The sequence below is a fragment of the Ramlibacter ginsenosidimutans genome, assembly GCF_016654015.1.
Taxonomy (GTDB): Bacteria; Pseudomonadota; Gammaproteobacteria; order Burkholderiales; family Burkholderiaceae_C; genus Ramlibacter; species Ramlibacter ginsenosidimutans.
The window spans coordinates 296,053-322,035 of the sequence record NZ_JAEPWM010000002.1; the positions used below are offsets into that span (position 1 = coordinate 296,053).

Below are 25,983 nucleotides of genomic sequence, written 5' to 3' on the forward strand. Positions count from 1 at the left end.
GGCCGGCCCGTGCATTCGCTGATCCGCACGATCGCGCGGCACCGGGTCGCGGCGGTCCTGCTGTTCCTGCTGGTGTTCCCGCTGCTGATGCCCTACGAGGCGCTCGCGGTCAACATCCTCGTGTTCGGCCTCTACGCCGTCGGCTTCAACCTGCTGTTCGGCTACACCGGGCTGCTGTCGTTCGGCCACGCGGCCTTCCTGGGGACCGGCAGCTACGCGACCGGTATCGCGATCGTGCACGCCGGCCTGCCCTGGCCGGTGGCGGTGCTGGTGGGCGTGGCGGCTTCTGCGCTGCTGGGCGCCGTGATCGGCTTCCTCGCGATCCGCACGCGCGGAATCTACTTCTCGATGGTCACCCTGGCGCTGGCCCAGATCGTCTACTACGCCTTCTACAAGGCAGAGCACTGGACCGGCGGCGAGAACGGGCTGCGCGGCGTGCGCGTGGATCCCTGGGAGTTCGCGGGCTTCCGGCTGGACTTCACCAACCCCACGACCAAGTACTACGTGCTCTTCCTGTTCGTCGCGGTGGCCCTGTGGCTGGTTTCGCGCATCCTCGCGTCGCCGTTCGGCGCGGTGATGGAGGCCATCCGCGAGAACGACAAGCGTGCGGCCGCCTGCGGCTACGACGTGGCGCGCTCCAAGCTGCTGGTGTTCGTGCTGTCCGCGGCGATCTGCGGGCTGGCCGGTGCGCTGCGCGCCATGCACCTGTCCATCGTGCCGATCGACTCGCTGCACTACCTCACCTCGGGCCAGGCGGTGATGATGTGCCTGCTGGGAGGCATGGGCACCTTCTTCGGACCCTTCGTCGGCGCCGCGCTGTTCCTCTACCTCGAGGACGTGGTCACCAACCTCACCTCGCACTGGATGCTGGTGGTGGGCGTGATCTTCATGCTGTTCGTGCTGTTCTTCCCGCGCGGCGTCTGGGGCACGCTGCTGCACGAGATCCGCCGGCGCACCCGCGAGCCGGAGCCGCCCGCGGCGCGCGACGTGGGCGAAGCGGCCGCACCCGCGCCGGCGCGGGAGGTCGCCCCATGAGCGAAGTGATCCTCGAGGCGCGCGGCATCGGCATGCGCTTCGGCCGCTTCCAGGCGCTGAGCAAGGTGGACGCGCAGTTCCGCGAGCGCGAGCTGTGCGCCATCATCGGCCCCAACGGCGCCGGCAAGAGCACCTTCTTCAACGTGCTCTCCGGCTCGCTCGCGCCCACCACCGGCCAGGTGCTGTTCCGCGGCGAGGACGTGACGGCCTTGCCGCAGCATGCGTATGCGCGGCTCGGCATCGCGAAGAGCTTCCAGATCACCAACGTGTTCAAGCAGTTGAGCGCGCACGAGAACGTCCGCGTGGCGGTGCAGATGCGGCACGCGCGCTTCGACTTCCTGCGGCCCCGCAGCGCGCTGGCGGACGTCGCGCAACAGGCGCAGGTGCTGCTGGAGCGCGTGGGCCTCGCCGGCGTCGGCCAGCGCACGGCGGCCGACCTCGCGCACGGCCAGCAGCGCGCGCTGGAGATCGCGATGGCGCTCGCCTGCGACCCGCAGTTGCTGCTGCTCGACGAGCCCACGGCCGGCATGTCCCCCGAGGAAACGAGCGCGATGATGGACCTGATCGCACGCCTGGCCGCCGAGCGCACGGTGATCCTGGTCGAGCACAAGATGAAGCTGGTGATGGGCATCTGCCGGCGCCTGATCGTGCTGCACCATGGCGAGGTGCTTGCCGAGGGCTCGCCGCAGGACATCCGCGGCAACGACGAAGTGCGCCGCGTCTACCTCGGGCAGGGCTGACATGGCATTGCTCGAAGTACGCAACCTGAATGCCTGGTATGACCGCAGCCACGTCGTGCAGGACATCTCGTTCGAGGTGCACGCGGGCGAGATCGTCACGCTGATGGGCCGCAACGGCGCCGGCAAGACCACCACGCTGCGCACGCTCATGGGACTGCTCGCGCGCAGTTCCGGCGCGATCCGTTTCGACGGCCAGGAGCTGCAGGGCCGGCCCGCGCACGTTCGCTACCACCTGGGGCTGGCGTACGTGCCGGAGGACCGGCGCATCGTCACCGGCCTCACGGTGCGCGAGAACCTGCAACTGGGCCTGATCGCCAGCTCGCGCCGCGGCGAGAGCGACGCGATGATCGACGAGATCGCCGAGACTTTCCCGCGCCTGAAGGAGCGGCTGGCGCAGGACGCGACCTCCCTGTCCGGCGGCGAGCAGCAGATGCTGGCGATCGCGCGCGCGATGATGGCGCGTCCGCGCATGATCCTGCTGGACGAACCGTCGGAAGGGATCATGCCCTTGCTGGTCCACGAGATGTTCGTGCTGTTCTCGCGCCTGAAGGATCAGGGCACCACGATCCTGCTGGTGGAGCAGAACGTCGAACGCGCGCTCGGCATCTCCGACCGCGCCTACATCCTGGACCAGGGCCGCGTCGTGCACACGGGCGGCGCCGCCGCGCTGCTGGCCGACGAGGACATCCAGAACCGCTACTGCGCAGTATGAGGACAGCGATGCCGAACGAAGACATGCAGATCGATTGGGACGTGGGCATCCGGATGGACGACGGCACCGTGCTGCGCGCCGACGTGTTCCGGCCCGCGCGCGCAGGGCGCTATCCGGTCCTCCTCAGCTACGGACCGTACGCGAAGGGGCTCGCCTTCCAGGATGGCTATCCCAGCGCCTGGCAGAAGATGGTGGCCGACCACCCGGACGTGCCGCACGGCTCGTCCAACCTGTACCAGAACTGGGAAGTGGTGGACCCCGAGAAGTGGGTGCCCGATGGCTACGTCTGCGTGCGCGTCGACTCGCGCGGCTGCGGCCGGTCGCCGGGCTACGTGGACCACTTCTCGCCGCGCGAGACGCGCGACTTCCACGACTGCATCGAATGGGCCGGCGTGCAGCCCTGGTGCAACGGCAAGGTCGGCCTGTCCGGCGTCTCCTATTTCGGCATCAACCAGTGGCAGGTGGCCGGCCTGCAACCGCCGCACCTGGCGGCCATGTGCATCTGGGAAGGCGCGGCCGACTGGTACCGCGACATGACGCACCACGGCGGCATCCTGTCGACCTTCTGGGCCAACTGGTACGACATGCAGGTGAAGACCGTGCAGTACGGCCTGGGCGAACGCGGTCCCCGCAGCCGTGCGAACCCCGCGTTGGCCGTCTGCGGTGACGAGACGATGTCCGATGCCCAGCTCGCGGCCAACCGCTGCAGCTTCGGCGACGACATCCTGGCCCACCCCCTCGAGGACGACTATCACCGCGAGCGTTCGGCGCAGTGGGACCGCATCACCGTGCCCTTTCTCTCCGCCGGCAACTGGGGCGGCCAGGGGCTGCACCTGCGCGGCAACACGGAAGCCTTCATGCGCGCCGCCTCCTCGCAGAAGTGGCTGGAGATGCATGGGCTGGAACACTGGACGCACTTCTACACGGACTACGGGCTCGCCATCCAGAAGCGCTTCTTCGGGCATTTCCTGAAAGGCGAGCGCACGGGCTGGGACGAGGAGCCGCCGGTGCGCCTGCAGGTGCGGCATGTCGACCATTTCGAGGAACGCACCGAGCGCGAGTGGCCGATCGCGCGCACGCAGTGGACGAAGCTGCACCTGGCGCCCGAGGGAACGCTGGGGTTCGCTGCGCTCACCACCAGCCTACCTGGTGAGCCGCAGGACCGTAGGCTGGCGGTGAGCGCAGCGAACCCCAGCACCCCGTTTACACTGTCCTTCGACGCGCAAGGCGACGGCCTGACCTTCCTCTCCGAGCCGCTGCCCGAAGCAACCGAGATCACCGGACCGCTGGCGGCGAAGCTCTGGGCGTCCTCTTCCACCACCGACGCCGACCTGTTCCTCGTCTTCCGCGTCTTCACCGCAGACCTGCGCGAGGTGACCTTCGCCGGTGCGATCGACCCGCACACGCCGGTCGCGCAAGGCTGGCTGCGCGCCTCGCACCGCGAACTGGATGCGCAGCTCTCGCGCGAAGGCCGGCCGTACCACACGCATGCGCGCGAGCAGAAGCTCACGCCCGGTGCGCCGGTGGAACTGGACATCGAGCTGTGGCCCACCTCCATCGTCGTGCCGGCGGGCTGCCGCATCGCGCTGACCGTGCGCGGCCGCGACTATGTGTATGCGGAGAAGACGGGCCTGAAGCTCTCGAACTTCAAGAACGAGCTGCGCGGCTGCGGCCCTTTCCTGCACGACGATCCGCGCGATCGCCCGGCGCGCGAATTCGCCGGCCGCACGACGCTGCATTTCGGCCCGGCGCATCCGGCCTGGCTGGTCCTGCCGGTGATCCCGGCGCCCTGAGCCTTTCCTTCACGAACTACAGGAGACGAAGATGCAAAGCAGACGCGAATTGTTGAAGGGGGCCGCTGCCGCGGCCGCCGGCGTGAGCCTGCCCGGGCTCGCCATGGCGCAGGCCGAACCGGTGCGCGTGGGCCTGCTGACGGTGAAGACCGGTCCGCTCGCCTCCGGCGGCATCGACATGGAACGCGCCATGCAGATGTACCTGAAGGAGCGCAATGACACGCTCGCGGGCCGCAAGATCCAGCTGATCGTCGCCGACACCGGCGGCGTGCCGGCGACCGCCAAGGCCAAGACGCAGGAGCTGGTCGAGCTGAACAAGGTCGACCTGCTGATCGGGCCGCTCGCCGCCTTCGAGGCGCTCGCGATCGACGACTACATCCGCCAGCACAAGATCCCCACGCTGTCGGTCGCCGCGGCCGAGGACATGACGCAGCGCAAGCCCAATCCCTGGTTCGTGCGCGCCACCTCGTCGTCGGCCCAGTGCTCGCACGTGATGGCGGACCACTGCGTGAACGACCTGAAGTACAAGCGCATGGCCGTGATCGCCGACGACATCGCCTATGGCCAGGAGATGAACGCGGGCTTCCAGCGCGTGTTCGAAGAGGGCGGCGGCAAGATCGTGCAGAAGATGTTCCCGCCGCTCACGGCGCCGGACTACGGCAGCTTCCTGGCGCAGCTGAAGACCAACGTCGACGCGATCTTCCTCGGCTTCGCGGGCTCCAACGGCTTCCGCTTCATCCGCCAGTTCAACGAGTACGGCCTCAAGGGCAAGCTCGCCATCGTCGGCGGCATGACGGCCATCGACGAATCGGTGCTGCGCAACATGGGCGACGAGGCGCTGGGCATCCAGACCTCCTGCTGGTACTCGGCCGAACTCGCGAACCCGATCAACGCGCGCTTCGCTCCCGCCTTCCGCAAGGCCTTCGGCTACGACCCCGGCTTCTATGCCGCGGCGACCTACACCAACGGCTCCGTGCTCGAGGCAGCGCTCAACGCGGTGAAGGGCAACGTCGCGAACAAGGACGCGTTCATGGCGGCGCTGAGGAAGACCAACGTGCAGACCTGCCGCGGGCCGGTGCACTTCGACGAATACGGCAACGTGGTGGGCGACGTGTACATCCGCCAGGTCGAGCGCAAGGAAGGCCGGCTGGTGAATGCGGTGGTCAAGACCTACCCGAACGTGAGCCAGTTCTGGAAGTACGATCCCAAGGCCTTCCTCGGCAACCCGGTGTATTCGCGCGACTGGCCGCCGGCGAAGAACCTGGAGAACTAGTCCATGCAGATCTGGGCCATCCAGACCCTCAACAGCCTCGCCCTCGGCGGGCTGTTGTTCATGCTGTCGTCGGGATTCGCCCTGATCTTCGGCCTCATGCGCGTGGCCAACCTCACGCACGGCTCGCTCTTCATGATCGGGACGTACGTGGCGGCGGTCGCCGTGCGCGCGGGCCACAACCTGCTGGTCGCGGCGGTCGCCGCCATGGTCTGCGTCGGCGTGCTGGGCGGCCTCATAGAGCGGCTGATCCTCAGGCGGCTGGGCAACAACGCGCAAGGGCAGGTGCTGGCCACGCTGGGCCTGTCCTTCGTCGCGGCGGACGCCTGCCTGATGATCTGGGGCGGTGATCCGCTGCCCGTGCAGACGCCCGCCTTGCTGCAGGCGCCACTGCGCCTGTTCGGCCTCACCTTTCCGATGTACCGTCTGGTCGTCCTGGCCATCGCCATCGTCGCTGCCCTGCTGCTGTACCTGCTGATCGAGCGCACCCGCCTGGGCGCGATGATCCGCGCCGGCGTCGACGACATGCCGATGGCCCGTGCCGTCGGAATCCCGGCCTCGCGCCTGTTCACGATCGTGTTCTGCCTCGGTTCCGCGCTGGCCGGCCTGGGCGGCACGCTGGGCGGTCCCATCTTCAACGCCTATCCGGGCCTCGACTCCGAAATGCTGCCGCTCGCCCTGATCGTGGTGATCCTCGGCGGCATCGGCAGCCTCGCCGGCACCTTCATCGCCAGCTTCATCGTGGGCTTCATCTACACCTTCGGCATCTTCCTCGTGCCCGACCTCGCCTATGTCGTGCTGTTCCTGCCGATGGTGGTGGTGCTGGCCTTCCGGCCGCAAGGGCTGTTCGGGCGGGCTCTGGCATGAGCGCCATTCCGGGGACCGAGAGCGAAATGATCGTCACGCCGTTGCGTCGCTCGCCCTCGCTGGCGCGCGTCCTTCCGCTGATCGCGCTCGCACTGCTCGCGCTGCTGCCGTTCGCCATCGGCGAATACTTCGTCAACCTCGCCAGCCAGGTGATCATCGCGGTGGTGTTCGCCTCCAGCCTGAACCTGCTGGCGGGCTACGGCGGCCTGACGTCGCTCGGACATGCGGCCTTCCTCGGCATCTCCGCGTACACGAGCGCGTGGCTCGCGACCAAGCTGGGGCTGGGCCACGCGATCACGGCGCCCGCGGCACTGCTGGTCACCACCCTCATGGGCATGCTGTTCGGATGGATCTCCCTGCGGGCCACCGGCCTGGGGTTCCTGATGCTCACGCTGGCCCTGTCGCAGATCGTGTGGGGCCTCGCCTACCGGCTGGTGAACGTCACGAACGGCGACAACGGCATCTCCGGCCTCACGCGCCCGCATCCCTTCGGCTGGAACCTGGACCTCAGCAACAACTACTACTGGTTCTCGCTGCTGGTGGGCGCGCTGTGCATCTGGCTGATGAAGCGGCTGGTCGAGTCGGCCTTCGGCGCCAGCCTGCGCGGCACGCGCGACCAGCCGCGCCGCATGGAGGCGCTCGGCTACCACGTGTGGGCGATCCGCTGGACGACCTTCGTGATCTCGAGCTTCTTCGCCGGCGTCGCCGGACTGCTGTACGTCTGGTTCAACAAGTACATCCACCCGAGCGTCACGGCGGTGCCGGTCTCGGCCGAAGCGCTGCTGAGCGTGATCGCGGGCGGCGCCGGCACCGTGTACGGCCCCGCGCTCGGCGCGGTGATCGTGGTCATCCTCAAGAACTACGCTTCCGCCTTCATCGAGCGCTGGAACATGATGCTGGGCCTGGTGTTCCTGTTCATCGTGATCTTCATGCCGGCGGGCCTGGTGGCGGGACTCACGAGCGCATGGCGCCGCGTGCGGGGAGGGCGCGCATGACGGCGGCCCTGGAACTGCGCAGCCTGCGCAAGAGTTTCGGCGGCATCGCCGTCACGCAGGACGTGTCGATGACGGTGCAGCCGGGCGAGCGCCGCCTCATCATCGGCCCCAACGGCGCCGGCAAGACGACGCTGTTCAACCAGATCGCCGGCGAGATCTCCAGCGACGGCGGCAGCATCCACCTGTTCGGGCAGGATGTGACGCGGCAAGCCGTGCGCCGCCGGGCGCACCTGGGCGTGAGCCGCACCTACCAGGTGATCACGCTGTTCGCGCGCGACACGCTGCTGCACAACGTGGTGCTGGGCATCCTGGGCGTGGACCGCCGCCGCTTCGAGCCGCTGCGCACGCTGGCTTCCGAGCACGAAGTACACGATCGTGCCCTGGCGATACTGGACACCGTGGGCCTCGCGCATCGCGCGCAGGCGCTCGCGGGCGAGATCTCGTACGGCGAGCAACGACGGGTCGAGATCGCGGTCGCCATGGCGCAGAAGCCGAGGCTTCTGCTGCTGGACGAGCCCCTGGCCGGACTCTCGCGCGATGAACGCGTGATCGTGGGCGAGCTGATCGCGGCGATCCCGCGCGAGACCACGATCGTCATGATCGAACACGACATGGACATGGCACTGGAATTCGCGGAACGCATCTCGCTGCTGCATTACGGGCAGTTGATCGTCGAAGGCGACCGCGAGGCGGTGGTCTCCGACCCGCGCACACGGGAGGTGTACCTTGGTGCCTGACGCACTGGTGCTGCAGGGCGTGCACGCGCATTACGGGCGCAGCCACGTGCTGCACGGCATCGACCTGGCCTTGCGGCGCGGCAGCCTGCTGGCCCTCCTGGGTCGCAACGGCGCGGGCAAGAGCACCACGCTGCTGTCCATCGCAGGCCTGCTCAAGCCCACGGGCGGCCGCGTGCTGCTCGATGGGCAACCGGTCGAGTCGCAGGTGCCGGAAGCGATCGCGCGCCGCGGCATCCGGCTGGTGCCGCAAGGGCGGCGTGTGTTTCCCAGCCTTTCGGTGCAGGAGAACCTGTCCGTGGCGGCGCAGGCGCGCGAGTCGGGCCGGAAATCCTGGAACATCGAGCGGGTGTTCGAGCTGTTCCCGCAACTCAAGCCGCGCCACCGCCAGCGCGCGGGCACGCTCTCCGGAGGCGAGCAGCAGATGCTCGCCATCGGCCGCGCGCTCATGGGCAATCCCGAAGTGCTGCTGCTCGACGAGCCCTCGGAGGGTCTCGCGCCGCTGATCGTCGCCGAGGTGGCGGAGGGCATCGCGCGGCTGAAGGCCGAAGGCCTGTCCATCCTGCTCGTGGAGCAGAACTTCAAGCTGGCGATGACGCTCGCCGACGACGTGGTCATCCTCAACACCGGCGCGGTGGCCTTGCGCGGAACGGCGGCGGAGGTGCAGGCCGCACCCGAGCTCGCCACCGCCCATCTCAGCGTGATCTGACCATGGGCGTGCAGTTCAGCGTCAACGGCCGGTCGTGCGAGGTCGCGCAGGACGATCGCCACATGCTGGTGGAGCACTTGCGCCACGCGCTGGGACTGAAGGGCACGCGCTACGGCTGCGGCCAGGAGCGCTGCGGGGCCTGCGTGGTCCTGGTCGATGGCGCGCCGCGCTACGCCTGCCAGACCGAGGTCGGCCACCTGCAGGGCAGCAGCGTGAGCACCGTGGAAGCGCTGGAGCAGAGTGAGGAGGGCCGCGCGCTGCTCGCCGCCTTCGAGCGCTTGCAGGCGGGCCAGTGCGGCTTCTGCCTGAGCGGCATCCTGGTGCGCTCGCTCGCCTTCCTGCGTACGTCCGACGACGGCTCGCCCGCCGCGATCGTGCAGGCGCTCGACGGGCACCTGTGCCGCTGCGGGGCGCACCCGCGCATCCTGGCTGCGGTCGAATCCGCGTGGCAGGCCACCCGGGGTGCGCGCTGATGGACCTCGAACTGCCGCCTGCGCTGGCCGCGCAGCCCGATCCTGCGCTGTGGCTCGCCTTCGAGACGCCGGGACGCGTGACGGTGCGCACCGGCAAGGTGGAACTGGGCCAGGGCATCCTCACCGCGCTGACGCAGTTGATCGCCGACGGATTGGGCGTGGCGCCCGCGCAGGTGGACATGCGCTCGGCTTCCACGCACCGCTGGCCGAACGAGGGCTTCACCGTTGGCAGCCTGTCGCTGGAGCAGTCGGGCCCCGTGATGTGCACGCTGGGCGCCGTGGTGCGCTGGCGCCTGATGGAGGCGGCCGCGCTGGAGTTCGCCCTGCCGATCGACGAACTCACGGTGCGCGAGGGCTTCGTGTGCCACCGCGAGCAGAGCCTGGGCTGGAACTACTGGCGGCACGGGCGCCAGCTGTTGCTGAAGCCCGTGACTGCAGCCGACCGCATGGCGCCCGCGCAGCCGGGCGGCAGCGTGGGCACGCCGCTGCCGCGCGTGGACCTGCGCGCCAAGCTCGCGGGCGGCGCCTTCATCCAGGACCTCGCCTTGCCGGGCCTGCAGCACGCGGTGGCGCTGCGCCTGCCCGTGCGCGGCGCCCGCATCGCGAACTTCGATGCACAGCGCTTCACGCAGCGCGCACCGCAGGCCCGCTGCATCCGCATCGGCGATTTCCTCGCCTGCGTCGCGGCGAGCGAAAGCGCGGCCCGTGCCGCCGCTCAGGTGCTGCGCTCGTGCGTGCAGTGGGACAGCCCCGCGCTGCCGGAGGTCGGTGACGACGCTGCCGGCTGGCTGCAGCGCCAGCCGGCCGAAGAGTCGGTGATCGAACCGGCGCCGGCGGACGCGGGCGAAGCGGTGGAACTCACCTGGACTCGGCCCTTCATCGCGCACGCGTCCATCGGCCTGAGCTGCGCGCTGGCCTGGCAGCAGGGCGAGGTGCTGCAGGTGTGGTCGCACAGCCAGGGCATCTTCCCGCTGCGCGATGCGATCGCGCAGGTGTTGCAGCGGGCGCCGGAGACCATCCACGTGCAGCACGTCGCGGGCGCGGGCTGCTACGGCCACAACGGCGCGGACGATGCGGCGCTCGATGCCGCCCTGGTCGCGGTCGCCCTGCCTGGCACGCCGGTGCGCGTGCAGTGGTCGCGCGAGGAGGAGCTGCGTGAGGGCCCGCTCGGGGCGCCCATGGCCGTGCGCATCCGCGCGGCGCTCGACGCGCAGGGCCGCATCGCCTCCTGGAGCACGCACGTGCGCAGCACCAGCCACAACATGCGGCCCGGCGTCGGCGGCACGCCCAACCTGCTTGCGGCCGCCGCGATCGATCCCGCGCTGGAACGCCAGCGCGACCTCGAAGTGCCGGAGGCGCGCGGCGGCGGCGCCACCCGCAATGCGCGACCGATCTACGCCGTGGGCGAGCGCGGTCTCTCGCTCGCACTCGCCACCACGCACGTGCGCACCTCCGCCTTGCGTGCGCTCGGCGCGTTCGCGAACGTGCTCGCCATCGAAGGCATGATGGATGAACTGGCGCAACGCGCGGGCAGCGACCCGGCCGCGTTCCGCCTGCGCCACCTGCAGGATCCGCGCGCCATCGCCGTCCTGGAGCATGTACTGGCCATCTGCGGCTGGACGGGTCCCGGGTCCGCGGGCGATCCCCTCACGCGCGGCATCGGGCTGGCGCGCTACAAGGAGCGCGGCGCCTATTGCGCCGTGGTCGCCGAGGTGGCGCTGGAGGAAACGGTGCGCGTGCGCCGCTTCTGGTGCGCGGTCGACGCCGGGCTGGTCGTCAACCCCGACGGCGCCCGCAACCAGGTCGAGGGCGGCCTGCTGCAGGCGCTGAGCTGGACGACGCTGGAGGCGGTGCGCTTCGAGGGCGCGCGGCCGGTCGCGACCGGCTGGGAGACCTATCCGATCCTGCGCTTCGCGGACGTGCCCGGGATCACGACGGAGTTCGTTGGCGCGCGCGAGCATCCCACGGTGGGCGCCGGCGAGACGGCGCAAGGCCCGGCCGCCGCCGCGATCGCGAACGCGGTGTCGGTCGCGATCGGGCAGCGCGCGTGCGACCTGCCGCTGGATCGCGCGCGGCTGCTGCAGCTGCTCGCGTGAAGAAGCGGCCCGCGGGCCGCAACCTCAAGTCCGGATGTTCAGCAGCTTCGCCGCATTGAGCCCCAGGATCGCATCCTTCTGCGCGTCGGTGAGCGGCGCATTCAGCACGTGGTCCACCGGGTGCTCTTCCCAGGGAATCGGGTGGTCGGTGCCGATCATGACCTGGCTCGCGCCCGCTTCGGCGACGAGGTGGTGCAGGCCTTCTCCGGTGAACACCAGCGAGTCCACGTAGATCTGCTTCAGGTACTCGGACGGGTGCTTGCGCAGCGCGATCTCCGGATTGCAGTTGCTGGGCGACACGTAGCAGCTGCGGTCGGAGCGCGGCGCATACGAGCCGAAGTAACCGCCGCCGTGCGCCGCCAGCACCTTGAGGCCGGGAAACTTGTCCAGCGTGCCTTCGAAGATCAGCTTGTTCAGCGCAATTGTCGTGTCCAGCGGATTGCCGATCACGTTCGACAGCCAGCCGTTGCCCGCGAGGCGCTTGCCCAGTTCCGGCGTGCTCTGCGGATGGATGAAGAGGACGGCCCCGAGTTCCTCCGCCTTCGCCCAGATCGGGTGGAACTTCGCGCTGGAGAAGTCCTCGCCGTTGAAGCTGCCCCCGATCGCCGCGCCCTTGAGGCCTTGCTTGCGTACCGCTTCCTCGAGCTGCTGCACGGCGATCTGCGGGTCCTGCAGCGTGAGCGAGGCGAAGGCCGCGAAGTGGTCGGGGTGGGAGGCGGTCAGCTCCGCCAGCTTCTCGTTGTGAATCTTGCAGATCGCCCGCGCCGTGTCCACGTCCTTGCGGTACCAGAAGGGATTGATGCTGAGCACCTGCAGGTCGATGCCTTGCGCCTGCATGGCCTGGATGCGCTTCTCGACGACGATGAAGTGTTCCGGGATGCCCTTCACCGGCGGCAACACGCCCTTCGCGTCGGCACCCATCAGGTCGATCGCGTCCTGGAAGAAGCAGTGCGTGTGCACGTCGATGGTCTTGACCTTGCTGCGGCCGCGCCGCACCGCCGGCGCTTGCGGTGCCACGGTCTGCGCGCGCGCCTGGCGCCCGTGCAGCAGCCCGCAGCTGCAGAACATGAGGCCAGCCAGCGTGCTGCCGCTGCCGGCGAGGAAGGACCTGCGGTTCGTCGTCATCGTTGTCTCCTTGTTCGACTAGTCTCAGAGCCGATCGGCGAACTGCAGCCAGGCGTCGGCGAACGCCTGCGGCACTTCCACGGCCGCCTGGTGCGCGGCCGGCAGCACCACCAGCTGCGCGCCCGGGATCGCGTCCGCGATCTGCCGGCCCAGCTCCGGCGGCGTGCCCTTGTCCTCCGAGCCGACGATCACCAGGGTTGGCACGCGGATGGACTTCAGCTGTTCCAGCTGGGACAGGTCGCGCACGGCGGCGGCGCATCCCACGAAGCCCTCGATGCTGGTGCCTTCGATGATGGAGCGGATGCGCGCCACCTCTTTCTGCCGCTGCTGCAGGAAGCCCGGCGTGAACCAGCGTTGCAAGGTGGGTTCGATCAGGGGCGCGATGCCCGACTGGCGTGCGAGGGCGATGCGCTCGTCCCAGGCCTTGGCCGCGCCTTGCACCGCGGCGGTGTTGGCGATCGTGAGCGAGAGCAGGCGGTCGCGGTGGCGGATGCCGACCTGCTGCGCCAGCATGCCGCCCAGCGAGGTGCCGACCAGGTGCGCCTTGCGCACGCCCAGCGCGTCCAGCAGCGCCGGTACGTCGTCGGCGAGTTGCTCCAGTGTGTACGGCGCCGGCGGCGCGCTGCTGCCGCCATGGCCGCGCAAGTCGTAGCGGATGACGCGGTAGCGCGGCGCCAGGCGTTGCGCCACGCCGTCCCAGACGCGGTGATCCGCCTGGATGCCATGCGCGAGCACGACGGGGGGCGCGTCCTCGGGCCCTTCGACCAGGACCGCGACGTCCTGCGTTCCTATGCGAAGCTTGCGAATTCCGTCCGTTTTCATTGCTTCTCCTTCGCGATCGCCGCGTTCACGCGCGGCATGACTTCCGTGGCCATCAGCTCCATCGAGCGCTTGCCCAGCGCCGGGTCCTTCCAGTCGTGGCAGGCATAGAGCAGCGTGCCGAAGTCGCCGATCTCCTCGCGGAATGCCAGCAATTGCTCGACGACGCTGTCGACGGTGCCCGCGATCACCAGCTTGTCGGTGACGTACTCGGGCGTGATCTCCGAATCGGGCTGCGACTGGTCCAGCTTGAACAGGTTGGCGCGGCCGCCGCCGACCAGCTTGCGGGTGAGCTGCTTGAAGTAGAAGTGGTAAGGGCCTTCGGCCGTCTTGCCGTAGCGCTGCGCCGTCTTCTCGTCGTCCGCCACGAAGATCGACTTGGCCACGCGCCACTCGGAGGGATCTGCCTTGGCGTCGACGGCTGCGCGCCCTTCCACGTACTTGGGCCAGTGGCTCTTCACCCACGGCGGCATCAGGAAGTTGGCGGAGATCGGCTGCCAGCCGCGCTTGGCCATCTCGGTGACGCCCGCGGAGAACGGCGCCACCGCCGTGCCCACGACGCGCGGATGCGGGCGCTGGTAAGGCTTGAGGATCAGGCCTTGGCCGATCTCGGGGATCGCGGTCTGCCTGGTCGACACCTTGAAGAACTCGCCCTGCAGGTCCATCGGCCCCTCGCTCTCCCAGATCTTCAGCACCATGTTGATGCTCTCGACGAACATCGCATTGCGGTTCTTCTGGTAGTTGCCGAACACCTCGGCATCCGACATCAGACCGCCCGGGCTGATGCCCATGATGAAGCGGCCCTTGAGGATGTGGTCCAGCATCGCAACCTGTGCGGCGATCGCGGCGGGATGGCTGTTCGGCATGTTGATGGTGCCGCTGCCCAGCACGATGTTCTTGGTCTCGTGCGCGAGGCTCGCCAGGAACATCAGGCAGGAGGTCACGTTCTCCGCCAGGTCCGTCACGTGCTCGCCGACGAAGCCTTCGCAGTACCCGAGGCGGTCCGCGAGCAGGAAGGCCTCGCGGTCTTCCGCCAGCGTTTCGGTGGCATTGCGGCCCGGCGGGTGCAGGGGCATCATGAACATGCCGAGTTTCATTGGGACTCCTTGCTTCAGTTCTTCGAGGGCGCGGGACTGCCGCGCAGTCTCTGGGTGAGTTCTTCGGCGCAGCGGCGCATGCCGCTCACCACCTTGCCGGTCTCGCTGGTGTCCAGCCGGTCGGACGCGCCGATCGCCGTGAGCGCCAGCACCATCGCACCGTCGGGGTCGAACACCGGCACGCTGAGCGCGCTGATGCTGCCGCCATAGAGATCGCTGAAATCGTCGATGCCGACCAGGCGCACGAAGCCGAGGCGGCGGATCTCCTCCAGGCGCTGCGCGAGGCCTTCGGTGCGCGGGACGTGGTTGGCCTGCTTCTGCTCGTTCGCTTCCGCGGTGATGAAGGGCTCCGTCAGTTCCGGCGGCAGCCATGCGGCGAAGGCGAGGCCGGTGGCCGACGTGGTCACGGGCAGGACGAGGCCGGTGCGCAGGTTGTCGCTCACGGGCTGCTTCGACTCCTCCCAGCGCACGATCGTGGCGCCGTGGTTGCCCCACACGCCCAGGCCCAGCGTTTCGTCGAGTTCGTCGGACAGGTCCACCAGCGCGCGCGTCGCCACGCGCACGGCGCCCAGTCGCGCGATGTTGGGGCCGCTGTCGGTGAGCAGCGTGCCGAGGTCGTGCGCCTGCGCCACGAGGTAGCGCCCGCCGCCGAACACCAGCGGCTGCCGCGCGCTGCGCTCGATGCGCTCCACCTGGCCCAGGAAGACCATGTGGTCGCCGCCGCGGAAGGAGTCCATGCGCTTGCATTCCAGCCACGCCGCGCTGCCGCGGATCAGCGGCACGCCGCCGAGGCCGGGATCGGTTGCACAGCCCGCGAACTTGTCGTCCCCGCCACGCGCAAAGCGGTTGGAGACCGCCACCTGGTCGTCGGCGAGGATGTTGACGACGAAGCGCTCGGCGTCGCGGAACACGGGGTGGCTGGGCGCGCTGAGCGATTGGCTCCACAGGATCAGCGGCGGATCCAGCGACACCGAACTGAACGAGTTGACCGTGAGGCCGTGGCGCTGGCCCTTGGCATCCACCGTCGTGATCACCGTGACGCCCGTGACGAAGGAGCCCAGGACCTGGCGCAGCTCACGGGAGTCGAAGGGCATGGCCATGGCTTTCAGCCTTCCACCTTCTCGATGGCGCCGCTCTTCGCGGAGCGGAAGATCGCTTCGAGCGCGCTGACGTTGGCGATCATCTGCTCGCGCGGCACCGGGTAGGGCGCGCGGCCTTCGGCGGCGTCGGCGAACGCTTCGAGGTTGAACAACACGGCCGGCGCGGGCGCGATGTCGACAGCGGTCGCTTCGCCTCCGCGCAGGTGCGTCGTCAGCGTCCAGCCTTGCGGCGCTTCCGGGTGGGTCTTGTCGCGCACCTCGGCCCAGCCTTGCGAGCCGTACACGGCGAAGCGGCCGGCGAAAGGCGTCGCGAGGATCGCACTGATCAGCGCATGGCCACCCTTCCTGAAGGTCACCAGCGCGGCCAGCGTGTCTCCGTTGGTGAGCGGGCTCCCCAGCTGCTTGACGCTGCAATGCACGGTGTCCGCTTCGCCGAACACGCCGACCGACAGGTCGAGCAGGTGGATGCCCGTGGCCGTCATCGGGCCGGCCGGCGCCTCCTTGCCGGAGAGCCGCCAGTTGTCGCTCGCGAGCGCGAGGAACTTGTCCTGGCTGAAGTTCGCTTCCACCTGCAGCGGCGTGCCCAGCGCGCCCGACTTCACCAGCTTCATGATCTCCTGTACGGGGGGCTCGAAGCGCTTCTCGTGGCCCACGGCCAGCGCCACGCCTGCCTTTTCCACGGCAGCGACGGCGCGCAGCACGTCGGCGCGCGACATGGACAGCGGCTTCTCGCAGAACACGTGCTTGCCCGCCTGCGCGGCGGCGACGATCTGGTCGGTGTGCTGCGAATGCGGGGTGCACAGCACCACGCCTTGCACCTTGGGGTCCGCCAGCACGTCTTCGAAGCGCGGCGAGTACGGCAGCTCGCGCTCGCGCGCGAACGCTTCCGACTGCGGGTTCACGTCGGCGACGCGCACCACGCGCAGCTTGTCGCTCTGGCCCACCAGGTCCACGATGATGCGGCCCCACCAACCCAGGCCCACGACGGCGATGTTCAGCATGTTCAGTCCAGCCTGGATTCGAGCGTGGCCCAATCCTCGCAGCGCACCGGCTTGCCGGTCTTCGCCGAGAGGTCCAGCGCCTTGGTGAGGATCAGGTTCCGGTGCGCTTCGAGCGCGGTCGCAGCCTGCGTCGTCCAGCCCGCACCCACGCGGTTCAGCCACGACTCGGTCTCGTCGCGCATTGGGCCGCGCAGTTCGCCCAGCGCCATGTCGCCGGGTGGGTAGCTGCCCATGAAGTCGACGAGGCGCTGCTTGTCCGGCGCATAGCCCGTCATCTGCGGCTTCGACACCGCGAGCACGATGTCGCGATGGGTGTCGTCGATCGTCAGCACGCCTTCGGTGCCGACGATGCCGACGTCCAGGCTGTACACGGCGCCCGGCCAGGTCACGGGCAGCGCCCAGTTGATGCTCAGGTGGTAGGCGCTGCCGTCGGAGAAGGTGATCATGCCCGCCGTGCAGTCGATGCCCTTGTACTGCGGGCCGAGCGCCTTGTCGTTGGACTTGGCGTAGACCTCGACGGGCTGCTTGCCTTCCATCATCCACATCACGATGTCCAGCGCGTGCGTGCCGGAGATCACCATGGGCGAGATGCTGGACGGATCGTCCGTGCGCACGTAGTTGTCGATGGCCACCAGGCGGTTCATGAACGCGCGGCTGGTCACGAGCGTCACCTCGCCCAGCGCGCCGGTGCGCACCTTCTCCTTGGCGGCGAGCCAGCGGCGGCGGAAGCGCTGGGTGTAGCCGACGACCGCGTCGACCTTCGCCTTCGCGATCTCCTCCATCACCTGGCGCGACTCGGTCGCGCGCGTGGCCAGCGGCTTCTCGATCAGCATCGGCTTGCCCAGCCGCGCCGCCTCGAGCACCGGCGCGACGTGCAGGTGTTCGTCGGTGGCGATGATGACGGCGTCGACTTCGGGACGCGCGAGCAGTTCCTTGTAGTCGGCCGTCACGAAGTTCGCGCCGATCTTGCGGCCGACTTCCTGGGCGCGGTCCGGCTTGAGTTCGGCCAGGCCGATCCACTTCACGAGCGGGTGGCGCGCGGCGACTTCGCCGCGGAACAGGCCCACGCGGCCGCCGCCGATGACGGCCAGGCCGATGGGACGGGATGCAACGGTCATGCTGTGATCCTTCGTGTCAGTCGGCGGTGGCGTTGGAGGCCTTGGCCACCGTGCCCCAGCGCCTGGCCTCTTCCTGGATGAAGTCGGCCAGCTCCTTGGGCGAAGCGCTGGTCATGGTCTCGACACCGCCCTTGAGCAGGTCGGCCTTGACGTCGTCACGCGCGAGCACCTTCAGCAGCACCTCGTGCCAGCGCGCGATCACGGCGGGCGGCGTGTCCTTCGGGAACATCACGGCCTGCCACGAGCCGCCGACCACCTTGGGATAGCCGGACTCGGCCAGCGTGGGCACCTCGGGCAGCGTCGTCAGGCGCTGTGCGCTCGCGACTGCGATCGGCTTGAGCCTGCCGGCCTTCACCAGTTGCATGGCGGCAGGTACCGGCACGAACATCACGGGCACGTGGCCGCCCACGACGTCGGTGATCGCGGGGCCGGCGCCGCCCTTGTACGGGACATGCGTCATGTCCAGCTTCGCTTCCTGCCGGAACAGCTCCATCTCCAGGCGATTGAGGCTGCCGCTGCCGGGCGACGCGAAGCTCATGCCCGGCGTCTTGTGCGCGTGCTCGACGAATTCGGCTACCGTCTTCCCGGGGACCGCCGGGTTGGCCACCATGATGTCGGGCGCATTCACTACCAGCGACACAGGGGCGAAGTCCACCGCGGTGACGCGCTGGCTCTTGCCGAAGATCGCGGGATTGATCGCCAGCGTGCCCACGTTGCCGAGAAAGGCGGTGTAGCCGTCCGGCGCGGCCTGGGCGGCCATCTCCATGCCGATGTTGCCCGCCGCGCCCGCGCGGTTGTCGATGAGGATGGTTTGTCCCAGCTCCGCCTGCAGGCGCGGCGCCAGGATGCGCGCGACGAAGTCGGACGCGCCGCCGGGCGCGAACGGCACGATCACGCGGATCGGCTTGCTGGGATAGGTGTCGGCCCGGGCGAGCACGGGGGCGGCCGCCAGCAACGTGGCGGCCGCGGCGGCGAGGAAGGAGCGGCGGATGGTGTTCATGCTTGTCTCCTGTTGTTGTGGTCCGCCGCGCTCAGGCCGCCCTGGCCAGCTGCGGCCGGGCGAGCGGCAGCGTGACGGGCAGGTTGGTCTCGGCGGAAAGGTCCGCGGCGATGTACAGCTCCATCACCATGCGCGCGTGCTCCGGCGTGACCATCACCGGCTCGTCGCGTACCACGGCTTCGAGGAAGTGGTTGGTCTCGGCGGACATCGGTCCGGCCCACACGTGTTCCACCTTCTCGCCGGGCATGGACGACATGGGCAGCTGCATGCCGTCCTTCATGCTGCGCACCACCACGTCGCGATGGCTGTCGTCGACGAACACGGCACCCTCGGTGCCTATCATCTCGATCCACGTCGTGGAGAAGTTGGGGTAGTTGGGGGGCAGGCTCCAGCCGCCGCCGACGACGAAGCTCACGCCGTTGTCCATCGTGACGTTGATCCACTGCAGGTCCGGCGTATCCGTGCCGCTCGCGGCCTTGATCGCGCCGAAGGTGTTCTGCGAATAGACGCGCACCGGCTTGGCGGGCTCCAGGCACCACAGCACGAAGTCGAGGTCGTGCGTGGACTCCATGGCGGCCGGCGACAGCTTGGTGCGGCCGGTGATCTTCTTGCCCAGCGCGCGGCTGATGTGGCGCGACACGAGCACGCTCACCGGCGTGCCGATGGAGCCTTCGCGGATCGCCTTGCGCACGTAGGCGAACTTGGTGTTGAAGCGCTGCGAGTAGCCGATGGTGAACTTGAGCTTCTTCGCCCGGGCGAGCGCGATCAGCTCGTCGGCCTCTTCCAGCGTCATCGCGATCGGCTTTTCCAGGAACACGTGCTTGCCGGCCTGCAGGCAGGCCTTGGCCATCGGGTAGTGCGTGGTCTCGGGCGTCGCGGAGATGTACACGGCCGCGATGCGGTCGTTCGCCACGATCTCGTGCCAGTCGGTGGTCGCTGTCCTGGCGTTCACCAACGCCTTCACCTCGGCCAGGCGCTCGGGCCGGTTCTCGGCGATGTGCAGCGCGTTCACGAAGGGGTGGCGGGCCAGTGTCTCGGCGCGGATGCCGCCGCACCAGCCGGTGCCGATGATCGCGACGTCGATGGAAGTCATGCTTGCTCCTGGGGAATGTCGGGTGGGCATGGATGCTAGGGAAATGCGCAGCCTCTTACCAACGACATGTCGGCATCGGACCCATGCAAGAATGGGATGCCTCGCCTGCCGCCGCCATGGACCTCCGCGACCTGAAATGCTTCATCCTCACCGCTGAACTGGGCAGCATCACGCGCGCCTCCGGCGAACTCGGCCTGGTGCAATCGGCGCTCTCGCGCAAGGTGCAGGCCCTCGAGGAGGAACTGGGCTGCACCTTGTTCAACCGCCTGCCGCGCGGAATCCAGCTCACGCCCGCGGGGCGGCGCTTCCTGGACCGCGCGCGGCGCATCGTGCGCGAAGTGGAGTTCGCCCGCTCCGATGCGCGCGAGGGCGGAGGCGAATTGTCCGGGGCCGTGAGCCTGGGCCTGTCGCCCACGCTCGCTCCCCTGCTCGCACCCGACTGCCTGGCGCAGACGGCGATGGACGCGCCAGGCATCCAGCTGAAGATCGTCGAGGGCTTCAGTTCCACCTTGCTGGACCTGCTGCTCACCGGCCGCATCGACCTCGCGGTGCTGACCAACCCGCCGCGCACGACCATGCTGCGGCAGGAGCCGTCGGTGTCCGAGGAGATCCTGGTCGTCACGCCGCCGGGGGCGCGCGGCATCCAGCCCTTCTTCAGCCTGGACGAACTGTGCAACGAGCCGGTGGTCGTCACCTCGGGATTGCGCACCGTCATCGAGGAGCAGTTGCACAGGCATGGGCGCGCACTGAACGTCGCAGCTGAAATCGATTCGGTCGAGGCGATCCGGCGCATGGTCATGCGCGGCCAGGCGATCACGCTGATGCCCGCGTCCACGTTCCACGAGGACGTGCGCGAACACCGGCTCGACGCCTTCCACGTCACGCATGCCAGCCTGCACCGGCTGCTGGTTATCGCGCAGCCGCTGTCCGGCCGCGACACGCCCGCCATCCGGCAGGTGGCCGAGACGTTGGCCCGCCAGTTCTCCGACCTCTCCGATGCGGGCGCTTTTCGCCTGCAGGCACGGATGTCGCGCAAACCCTCGAAGCCGAAACGCGAACGCTCGTAGACAATCGCGGCCACTTCGAACCTCACAGGAATTGCCGCCATGTCCCGCGCGTCCACCAGCAAGAACAAGCAGCCTGCGCACGGGCGCAGCGAGCGTCCCGCCGCCGTCGGGGTGATCGGCCTCGGCATCATGGGGTCGGCCATGTCGGCGAACCTGGTGAAGGCCGGCTTCGAGGTCTTCGGCTTCGACCCGGTCGCCGCGGCGCGCAAGCGCCTGCGCGCCGCGGGCGGCACGCCGTGCGCCAGCGCCGCCGAAGTGGCCGAGCGCTGCGGTCGGATCGTGCTGTCGCTGCCCAGCGAGAAGGCGCTCGACGCCGTGTGTGAGGAGGTGCTGTCCTCCGGCGTGCGTGACCGCATCCTGGCCGAGACCAGCACCTTGCCGGAGACGGCGAAGCTGCGCGCGCGTGACGCGCTCGCCGGCGGCCAGCTGGTGCTGCTCGATTGCCCGCTCTCCGGCACCGGTGCGCAGGCCGTGAATCGCGACCTCGCGGTCTATGCGAGCGGCGACGCGAAGGACATTGCAGAATTCGCGCCCGTGTTCGACGGCTTCGCGCGCGTGCGCTACGACGTCGGCGCTTTCGGCAATGGCATCCGCATGAAGCTGGTCGCCAACCTGCTGGTCGCGATCCACAACCTCTCGACCGCGGAAGCCATCCTGCTGGGCGAGCGCTCGGGGCTGGACGCCGCGCAGATCGTCAAGGTGGTGGCGGACGGCGCCGGCGGCTCGCGCATGTTCCAGGTGCGCGGCCCCATGATGGTGGACCGCAGCTGGGACCAGGCGACCATGAAGGTGGCGATCTGGCAGAAGGACATGCGCCTGATCCAGGAGGCGCTGCAGCGCACCGACACGCCCGCGCCGCTCTTTTCCGCCAGCCTGCCGATCTACAACGCCGCCATGGCGCTGGGGCACGGCGAGGACGACACGGCGGCCGTGTACTCGGTGCTGGAGCACATGATCGGCGGGCCGAAGCCGAAGGCGCGCAGGAAGGGCTGAGTGCGCGCTCAGCGCACGCGCTTGAGCTTGCGCGGCTCCAACGCCGCGGGCGCGAACTCCTGCAACAGCCGCGGGTAGGTGACCGCCGCCCCGGCGAGGAAGTTGTCCACGGCAAAGCCCACGTGCTTCATGAAGTCCACGTTGATCCGCGTGCGGTACACGTGCCGGCGCAGCGCCTGGTAGAACATGCCGCCGTGCAGGTTCCACACGAACTCGATCTCCTCTTCGCACACCGGCGCGTTCGTATCGGCCAGCCCGCAGTGCTGGCGCAGCTCGCGCGCGATCACGGGCAGCAGCTCGCGCCGCACCAGCTGGATGTACTTGCGGTTCAGCGTGGGGCTGGACAGGCCCGCGTGCATGTAGATGCGGATCCACTCCGGCCGGTAGGTCGCCTCGGAGTAGCGGCGATAGAACTCGACGAGCCGCTCGCGCAGCGGCTGCTCGCGGTCCTGCAGCAGGGCGATCCAGCTCGGGTCCCAGCGGCCGGCGAAGACGGTCTCGTAGACGCGGTCCACCAGCGCCTGCTTGTTCTCGAAGTAGCGGTACAGCAGCGGCTGGGTGATGCCCAGGCGCTTGGAGAGCTCGCGGGTCTGTCCGGAGAACCCGGTTTCCGCGAAGTAGGCGATGGCGCCCTCGATGATCTGCCGCTCGCGGTCGGCGGGCGACAGTCTCTGGCGCTTGGGCTCGGTCATCCACTGATCTTATTCGCCCTTGATGCCGTTGTCGGCCACGAGCTTGCTGTACTTGGCGTGTTCGGCGGCGAGGAAGCTGCGGAATTCCGACGGGCTGGTGGCCATCGCCTCCACGCCGAGTTGCGCGAACTTCTCCTTCACGTCGGGCTCGGCCATCACCTTCGCCAGCGCCTGCTGGTAGGCAGCGACCACGGGGGCCGGCGTGCCGGTGGGCAGGTACACGCCCCACCAGTTGTCCGCCACCAAGCCGGGGACGCCGCCTTCGCCGAACGTGGGAATGTCGGGGAAGAGGCGGGAGCGCTTGTCGCTGGTGATGGCGAGCGGGCGCACGCGGTTGGCCTTGATGAACTGCGAGACCGGCAGCGCGTCCGAGACGATCATGTCCAGGTGTCCGGCGACTACGTCGTTGACGGCGAGGATGCCGCCCTTGTAGGGCACCGCGTTGAGCTTGATGCCGGCCTGCCGGATCAGCAGCTCGCCGCTCAGGTGCGACATGCTGCCGGGCCCGCTCGTGCCGAAGCTGATGACGCCCGGTTTGGCGCGCGCCGCGTTCACCAGGTCGGCCAGGGTCTTGTACGGCGAAGCCATCGGCACGACCAGGATGTTCGGCCCGGTCGCCACGAGCGACACGGGCACGAAGTCCTTCTCCATGCTGTACGGGACCTTCTGGATGATCGGGTTGACCAGCGCCGGCCCGAGGTTGCCGATCACGAAGGTGTAGCCGTCGCCCGGCTGGCGCGCTGCGTAGTCCATGCCGATGGAGCCGGCGGCGCCCGGCCGGTTCTCGATGATCACCGGCTGCTTCCACACCTCGCTGAGCTTCTCGCCCATGATGCGCGCCATCAGGTCCGAGCTGCCGCCCGGCGGGTAGGTCACGACCAGGTGCACGGGCTTGGCGGGAAACGACTGGGCCTGCGCGGCGGTGGCGCAGCCCAGCAGGGCGGCCGCGCCCGAGGCGGCGAGCAGCGCCCGGCGGGTGAATGGGGTTCGCACTGGTTTGCCTCCTTGCGGCGTGTGCCGATCCCGTGCAGGCTATATGATCGTTTGCTAAATAAGCATCCCCACTTTCCCTCATGCTCAAGACCTCCGCCGCCAGTCGTCCCGACCAGACCTTGTCGTTGAACATGAAGCTGCTGGCGCAGCACGAGCTCGGCGGCTTCGGCGGCCTGGGCGAGGGCATGTCGGTGCAGCTCGCGCGCGACGGCCGCCGCATCCTTTGGCTCGCGCACGAATCCGCCCCCAAGAATTTCACGGGCGTGGACGTCACGGATCCGCGCAACCCGAAGCTGGTGGTGCAGACCGAGCTGCCTCACATGAAGGTGCGCTCCAATTCGCTGGACGTCGTCGGCGACATCCTCGCGGTCGCCTACCAGACGCAGGTGCCCGGGCTGAAGCCCGCGGGCGTGGACCTGTTCGACATCAGCACGCCGGAGTCGCCGAAGCTGATTTCGCATTTCGACTGCTCGGGCCCGCATTCGCGCGGGGTGCACGCGCTGTGGTTCGTGGACGGCAAGACCATCCACATGTCCGCGGGCGCGCCCGACTTCACGCCGCGCAACCCGCTGGACGACCAGTTCTACCGCGTGCTGGACGTGTCCGACCCGACGAAGCCGCGCGAAGTGGGGCGCTGGTGGTATCCAGGCACACGCGAAGGCGACGAGGCGCCGGCGCCGGCGCGCCTGCCCAAGCCCTTCGACATGGGCTTCCGCACGCACAACACCAACGTCTTCCCCGAGCGGCCGGACCGCGCCTTCCTCGGCTACATCGACGGCGGGCTGATCGTGCTGGACATCTCCGACCTGTCGAACATGAAGGTCGTGTCGAAGTGGAACCACTCGCCGCCCTTCAACGGCTTCACGCACACGGTGCTGCCGCTGTTCGAGCGCAAGCTCTGGATCGTCAGCGACGAATGCGTGCTGGACAACGGCGAAGACTGGCCCAAGCTGATCTGGATGCTGGACGCACGCAGCGAAGCGAACCCGGTGCCGATCGGCACCTTTCCGGCGCCGCCGCACCAGGCGTTCGCGAAGCGCGGCGGCCGCTTCGGAGCGCACAACCTGCACGAGAACCTGCCGGGGCCGGCCTCGTTCCGCTCCGACACCATCATCGTCGGCAGCTGGTTCAACGCCGGTGTGCGCGTGTACGACACGAAGGACCCGTACCGCGTGGAGGAGATCGCGTATTTCGTGCCCGGTGCGCCGCGCCTGTCGCCCGCCGGCGCCGTGCAGATCAACGACGTGTACGTGGACGAGCGCCGCATCGTCTACGCGGTGGACCGCTTCACCGGCGGGCTGTACGTACTGGAGATGAACATCTAGTGGACGGCGGACGCGACCTGCTGGCCGGGCGCATCCCGGTCACGCTGCTCACCGGCTTCCTCGGCGCCGGCAAGACGACGCTGCTCGCGAAACTGGTCCGGCACCCGGACATGAAGCGCGTGGCCGTGGTGATCAACGAGGTGGGCGAGATCGGCATCGACCACGACATCGTCGCCACCGCGTCCGAGAACATCTCGCTGCTCGCCAACGGCTGCATCTGCTGTTCCGTGCGCACCGACCTGCAGGACACCTTGCGCGAGCTGTTCGGCCAGCGGCGCGCCGGGGCGATCGCCGACTTCGACCGCGTGGTGATCGAGACGACGGGGCTGGCGGACCCGGCACCCGTCGTGCAGACGCTCTCCAGCGACACCATGCTGGCGACGCACTACCGGCTCGATGGCGTGGTGACGCTGGTCGACGCGGTGAACGGCGCCACGCAGCTCGCGCAGCAGCCCGAGGCGGTGAAGCAGATCGCGCTGGCCGACCGCGTGTTCATCACCAAGAGCGACATCGCCAGCGCCGCCCAGGTGGAAGCGTTGCGCTCCGCGGTCGAGTCGCTGAACCCGGGCGCGCGCGTTTCGCTGCTGGTGAACGGCGAGATCGCGCCGGGCGAACTGACCAACCTCGGGCTCGCCAGCACGCGGGCGGGCGCGCAGACCCTGAGCTTCCTCGGCGAACCGCTGCAAGGCGAGGGCGGCCAGGGCGAGCGCAGCCTGCGCCGCACGCCGCCGCACGATCCGGCAATCCGCACGCTGTCGCTGCGCTTCGAGCGTCCCTTCACCTGGAACGCCTTCTCCGCCGCGATGGAACTGCTGACCACGCTGCGCGGGCCCGACCTGTTGCGCGTGAAGGGGATCGTCAACGTGGAAGGCAAGCCCGTGGTGGTGCAAGGCGTGCAGCACGTGTTCCACGAGCCCGTGGAACTGGACCGCTGGCCGAGCGCGGACACGGACACGCGGCTCGTGTTCATCACGCGCCGGATCGAGGAGCGGACGATCCGCAACCTCTTCGACGCCGTCGCGGCGGCGGCGTCCTGAGCCGGTCTTTGTAGGCTGGCGGTGAGCGCAGCGAACCCCAGCGGCTTGTTCGGCGCCACAAGCTGGGGTTCGCCTACGGCTCACCGCCAGCCTGCGAGA

Annotated in this window: 25 protein-coding genes; 15 read left to right on the forward strand and 10 right to left on the reverse strand. The window is 69.0% G+C overall.

The window, feature by feature from the left end; genetic code table 11:
* Nucleotides 1–9: 9 nt before the first annotated feature.
* From JJB11_RS07315 to JJB11_RS07365, 11 genes are read left to right on the forward strand one after another with little or no spacing between them, the layout of a single operon-like run.
* Nucleotides 10–1,035, forward strand: coding sequence for an ABC transporter permease subunit (locus JJB11_RS07315; RefSeq protein WP_201964682.1), 1,026 nt, complete (start codon nt 10–12; stop codon nt 1,033–1,035).
* The gene (locus tag JJB11_RS07320) at nt 1,032–1,775 is read left to right on the forward strand and encodes an ABC transporter ATP-binding protein (RefSeq protein ID WP_201167806.1); all 744 of its coding nucleotides are present in this window, start codon (nt 1,032–1,034) and stop codon (nt 1,773–1,775) included. Before JJB11_RS07315 ends, JJB11_RS07320 begins: the two co-directional genes overlap by 4 nt.
* A gap of 1 nt (nt 1,776) precedes the next feature.
* Nucleotides 1,777–2,487 carry an ABC transporter ATP-binding protein gene (locus JJB11_RS07325; RefSeq protein WP_201964683.1) on the forward strand — a complete coding sequence of 237 codons (711 nt, stop codon included), beginning with the start codon at nt 1,777–1,779 and terminating at the stop codon, nt 2,485–2,487.
* Between the two features lie 8 nt (nt 2,488–2,495).
* A complete protein-coding gene (locus tag JJB11_RS07330) occupies nt 2,496–4,280 on the forward strand; it encodes a CocE/NonD family hydrolase (protein WP_201964684.1) in 1,785 nt (594 codons plus the stop codon).
* Between the two features lie 31 nt (nt 4,281–4,311).
* Nucleotides 4,312–5,553 (forward strand): ABC transporter substrate-binding protein, encoded by a 1,242-nt coding sequence (locus JJB11_RS07335; protein ID WP_201167808.1) that lies wholly within the window; start codon nt 4,312–4,314, stop codon nt 5,551–5,553.
* A 3-nt stretch (nt 5,554–5,556) separates the two neighbouring features.
* Nucleotides 5,557–6,417 carry a branched-chain amino acid ABC transporter permease gene (locus JJB11_RS07340; protein ID WP_201167810.1) on the forward strand — a complete coding sequence of 287 codons (861 nt, stop codon included), beginning with the start codon at nt 5,557–5,559 and terminating at the stop codon, nt 6,415–6,417.
* Nucleotides 6,414–7,412, forward strand: coding sequence for a branched-chain amino acid ABC transporter permease (locus JJB11_RS07345; protein ID WP_201964685.1), 999 nt, complete (start codon nt 6,414–6,416; stop codon nt 7,410–7,412). Before JJB11_RS07340 ends, JJB11_RS07345 begins: the two co-directional genes overlap by 4 nt.
* Entirely contained in the window at nt 7,409–8,149 is a 741-nt protein-coding gene (locus tag JJB11_RS07350; protein ID WP_201167812.1) for an ABC transporter ATP-binding protein, read from the forward strand. The genes JJB11_RS07345 and JJB11_RS07350 overlap by 4 nt, the downstream gene beginning before the upstream one ends.
* Nucleotides 8,142–8,855, forward strand: coding sequence for an ATP-binding cassette domain-containing protein (locus tag JJB11_RS07355; RefSeq protein WP_201964686.1), 714 nt, complete (start codon nt 8,142–8,144; stop codon nt 8,853–8,855). Before JJB11_RS07350 ends, JJB11_RS07355 begins: the two co-directional genes overlap by 8 nt.
* Nucleotides 8,856–8,857: 2 nt before the next feature.
* Nucleotides 8,858–9,328: a (2Fe-2S)-binding protein gene (locus JJB11_RS07360; protein ID WP_201167813.1), complete on the forward strand. Its 471-nt coding sequence runs from the start codon at nt 8,858–8,860 to the stop codon at nt 9,326–9,328.
* On the forward strand, nt 9,328–11,424 hold the full coding sequence (locus JJB11_RS07365) for a molybdopterin cofactor-binding domain-containing protein (protein WP_201167816.1): 2,097 nt from the start codon (nt 9,328–9,330) through the stop codon (nt 11,422–11,424). Before JJB11_RS07360 ends, JJB11_RS07365 begins: the two co-directional genes overlap by 1 nt.
* A gap of 24 nt (nt 11,425–11,448) precedes the next feature.
* Here the strand turns inward: JJB11_RS07365 and JJB11_RS07370 are convergent, their stop codons facing one another.
* Genes JJB11_RS07370 through JJB11_RS07405 form a run of 8 tightly spaced genes read right to left on the reverse strand, consistent with a single transcriptional unit; the run spans nt 11,449 to nt 19,777 of the window.
* Nucleotides 11,449–12,549, reverse strand: coding sequence for an amidohydrolase family protein (locus tag JJB11_RS07370; RefSeq protein ID WP_201167819.1), 1,101 nt, complete (start codon nt 12,547–12,549; stop codon nt 11,449–11,451).
* 24 nt (nt 12,550–12,573) lie between these two features.
* The gene (gene pcaD, locus JJB11_RS07375; protein WP_201167822.1) at nt 12,574–13,371 is read right to left on the reverse strand and encodes a 3-oxoadipate enol-lactonase; all 798 of its coding nucleotides are present in this window, start codon (nt 13,369–13,371) and stop codon (nt 12,574–12,576) included.
* Nucleotides 13,368–14,465 (reverse strand): LLM class flavin-dependent oxidoreductase, encoded by a 1,098-nt coding sequence (locus tag JJB11_RS07380; RefSeq protein ID WP_201167824.1) that lies wholly within the window; start codon nt 14,463–14,465, stop codon nt 13,368–13,370. The genes pcaD and JJB11_RS07380 overlap by 4 nt, the downstream gene beginning before the upstream one ends.
* Nucleotides 14,466–14,479: 14 nt before the next feature.
* Entirely contained in the window at nt 14,480–15,565 is a 1,086-nt protein-coding gene (locus JJB11_RS07385; protein ID WP_201167826.1) for a flavin reductase, read from the reverse strand.
* A 5-nt stretch (nt 15,566–15,570) separates the two neighbouring features.
* Nucleotides 15,571–16,566: a Gfo/Idh/MocA family protein gene (locus tag JJB11_RS07390; RefSeq protein ID WP_201167828.1), complete on the reverse strand. Its 996-nt coding sequence runs from the start codon at nt 16,564–16,566 to the stop codon at nt 15,571–15,573.
* A gap of 2 nt (nt 16,567–16,568) precedes the next feature.
* Entirely contained in the window at nt 16,569–17,684 is a 1,116-nt protein-coding gene (locus tag JJB11_RS07395; protein WP_201167830.1) for a Gfo/Idh/MocA family protein, read from the reverse strand.
* 16 nt (nt 17,685–17,700) lie between these two features.
* Complete coding sequence (locus JJB11_RS07400; RefSeq protein WP_201167832.1) at nt 17,701–18,684, reverse strand: Bug family tripartite tricarboxylate transporter substrate binding protein; 984 nt, start codon at nt 18,682–18,684, stop codon at nt 17,701–17,703.
* Nucleotides 18,685–18,715: 31 nt separating this feature from the next.
* Entirely contained in the window at nt 18,716–19,777 is a 1,062-nt protein-coding gene (locus JJB11_RS07405; RefSeq protein ID WP_201167834.1) for a Gfo/Idh/MocA family protein, read from the reverse strand.
* Between the two features lie 116 nt (nt 19,778–19,893).
* Here JJB11_RS07405 and JJB11_RS07410 point away from each other — a divergent pair, with 116 nt between their 5' ends.
* Both JJB11_RS07410 and JJB11_RS07415 read left to right on the forward strand, forming a co-directional pair.
* The gene (locus tag JJB11_RS07410) at nt 19,894–20,844 is read left to right on the forward strand and encodes a LysR family transcriptional regulator (RefSeq protein ID WP_201167836.1); all 951 of its coding nucleotides are present in this window, start codon (nt 19,894–19,896) and stop codon (nt 20,842–20,844) included.
* A gap of 3 nt (nt 20,845–20,847) precedes the next feature.
* Nucleotides 20,848–21,837, forward strand: coding sequence for an NAD(P)-dependent oxidoreductase (locus JJB11_RS07415; protein ID WP_340643143.1), 990 nt, complete (start codon nt 20,848–20,850; stop codon nt 21,835–21,837).
* A gap of 8 nt (nt 21,838–21,845) precedes the next feature.
* Here JJB11_RS07415 and JJB11_RS07420 read toward each other — a convergent pair whose 3' ends face one another.
* The gene (locus JJB11_RS07420; protein ID WP_201167842.1) at nt 21,846–22,529 is read right to left on the reverse strand and encodes a TetR/AcrR family transcriptional regulator; all 684 of its coding nucleotides are present in this window, start codon (nt 22,527–22,529) and stop codon (nt 21,846–21,848) included.
* Between the two features lie 9 nt (nt 22,530–22,538).
* Complete coding sequence (locus JJB11_RS07425) at nt 22,539–23,522, reverse strand: tripartite tricarboxylate transporter substrate-binding protein (protein WP_201167845.1); 984 nt, start codon at nt 23,520–23,522, stop codon at nt 22,539–22,541.
* 80 nt (nt 23,523–23,602) lie between these two features.
* On the opposite strand from JJB11_RS07425, the gene JJB11_RS07430 reads away from it, so the two are divergent.
* Nucleotides 23,603–24,847: an LVIVD repeat-containing protein gene (locus JJB11_RS07430; protein WP_201167848.1), complete on the forward strand. Its 1,245-nt coding sequence runs from the start codon at nt 23,603–23,605 to the stop codon at nt 24,845–24,847.
* A complete protein-coding gene (locus JJB11_RS07435; protein WP_201167851.1) occupies nt 24,847–25,884 on the forward strand; it encodes a GTP-binding protein in 1,038 nt (345 codons plus the stop codon). Before JJB11_RS07430 ends, JJB11_RS07435 begins: the two co-directional genes overlap by 1 nt.
* The last annotated feature ends 99 nt before the right edge of the window (nt 25,885–25,983 follow it).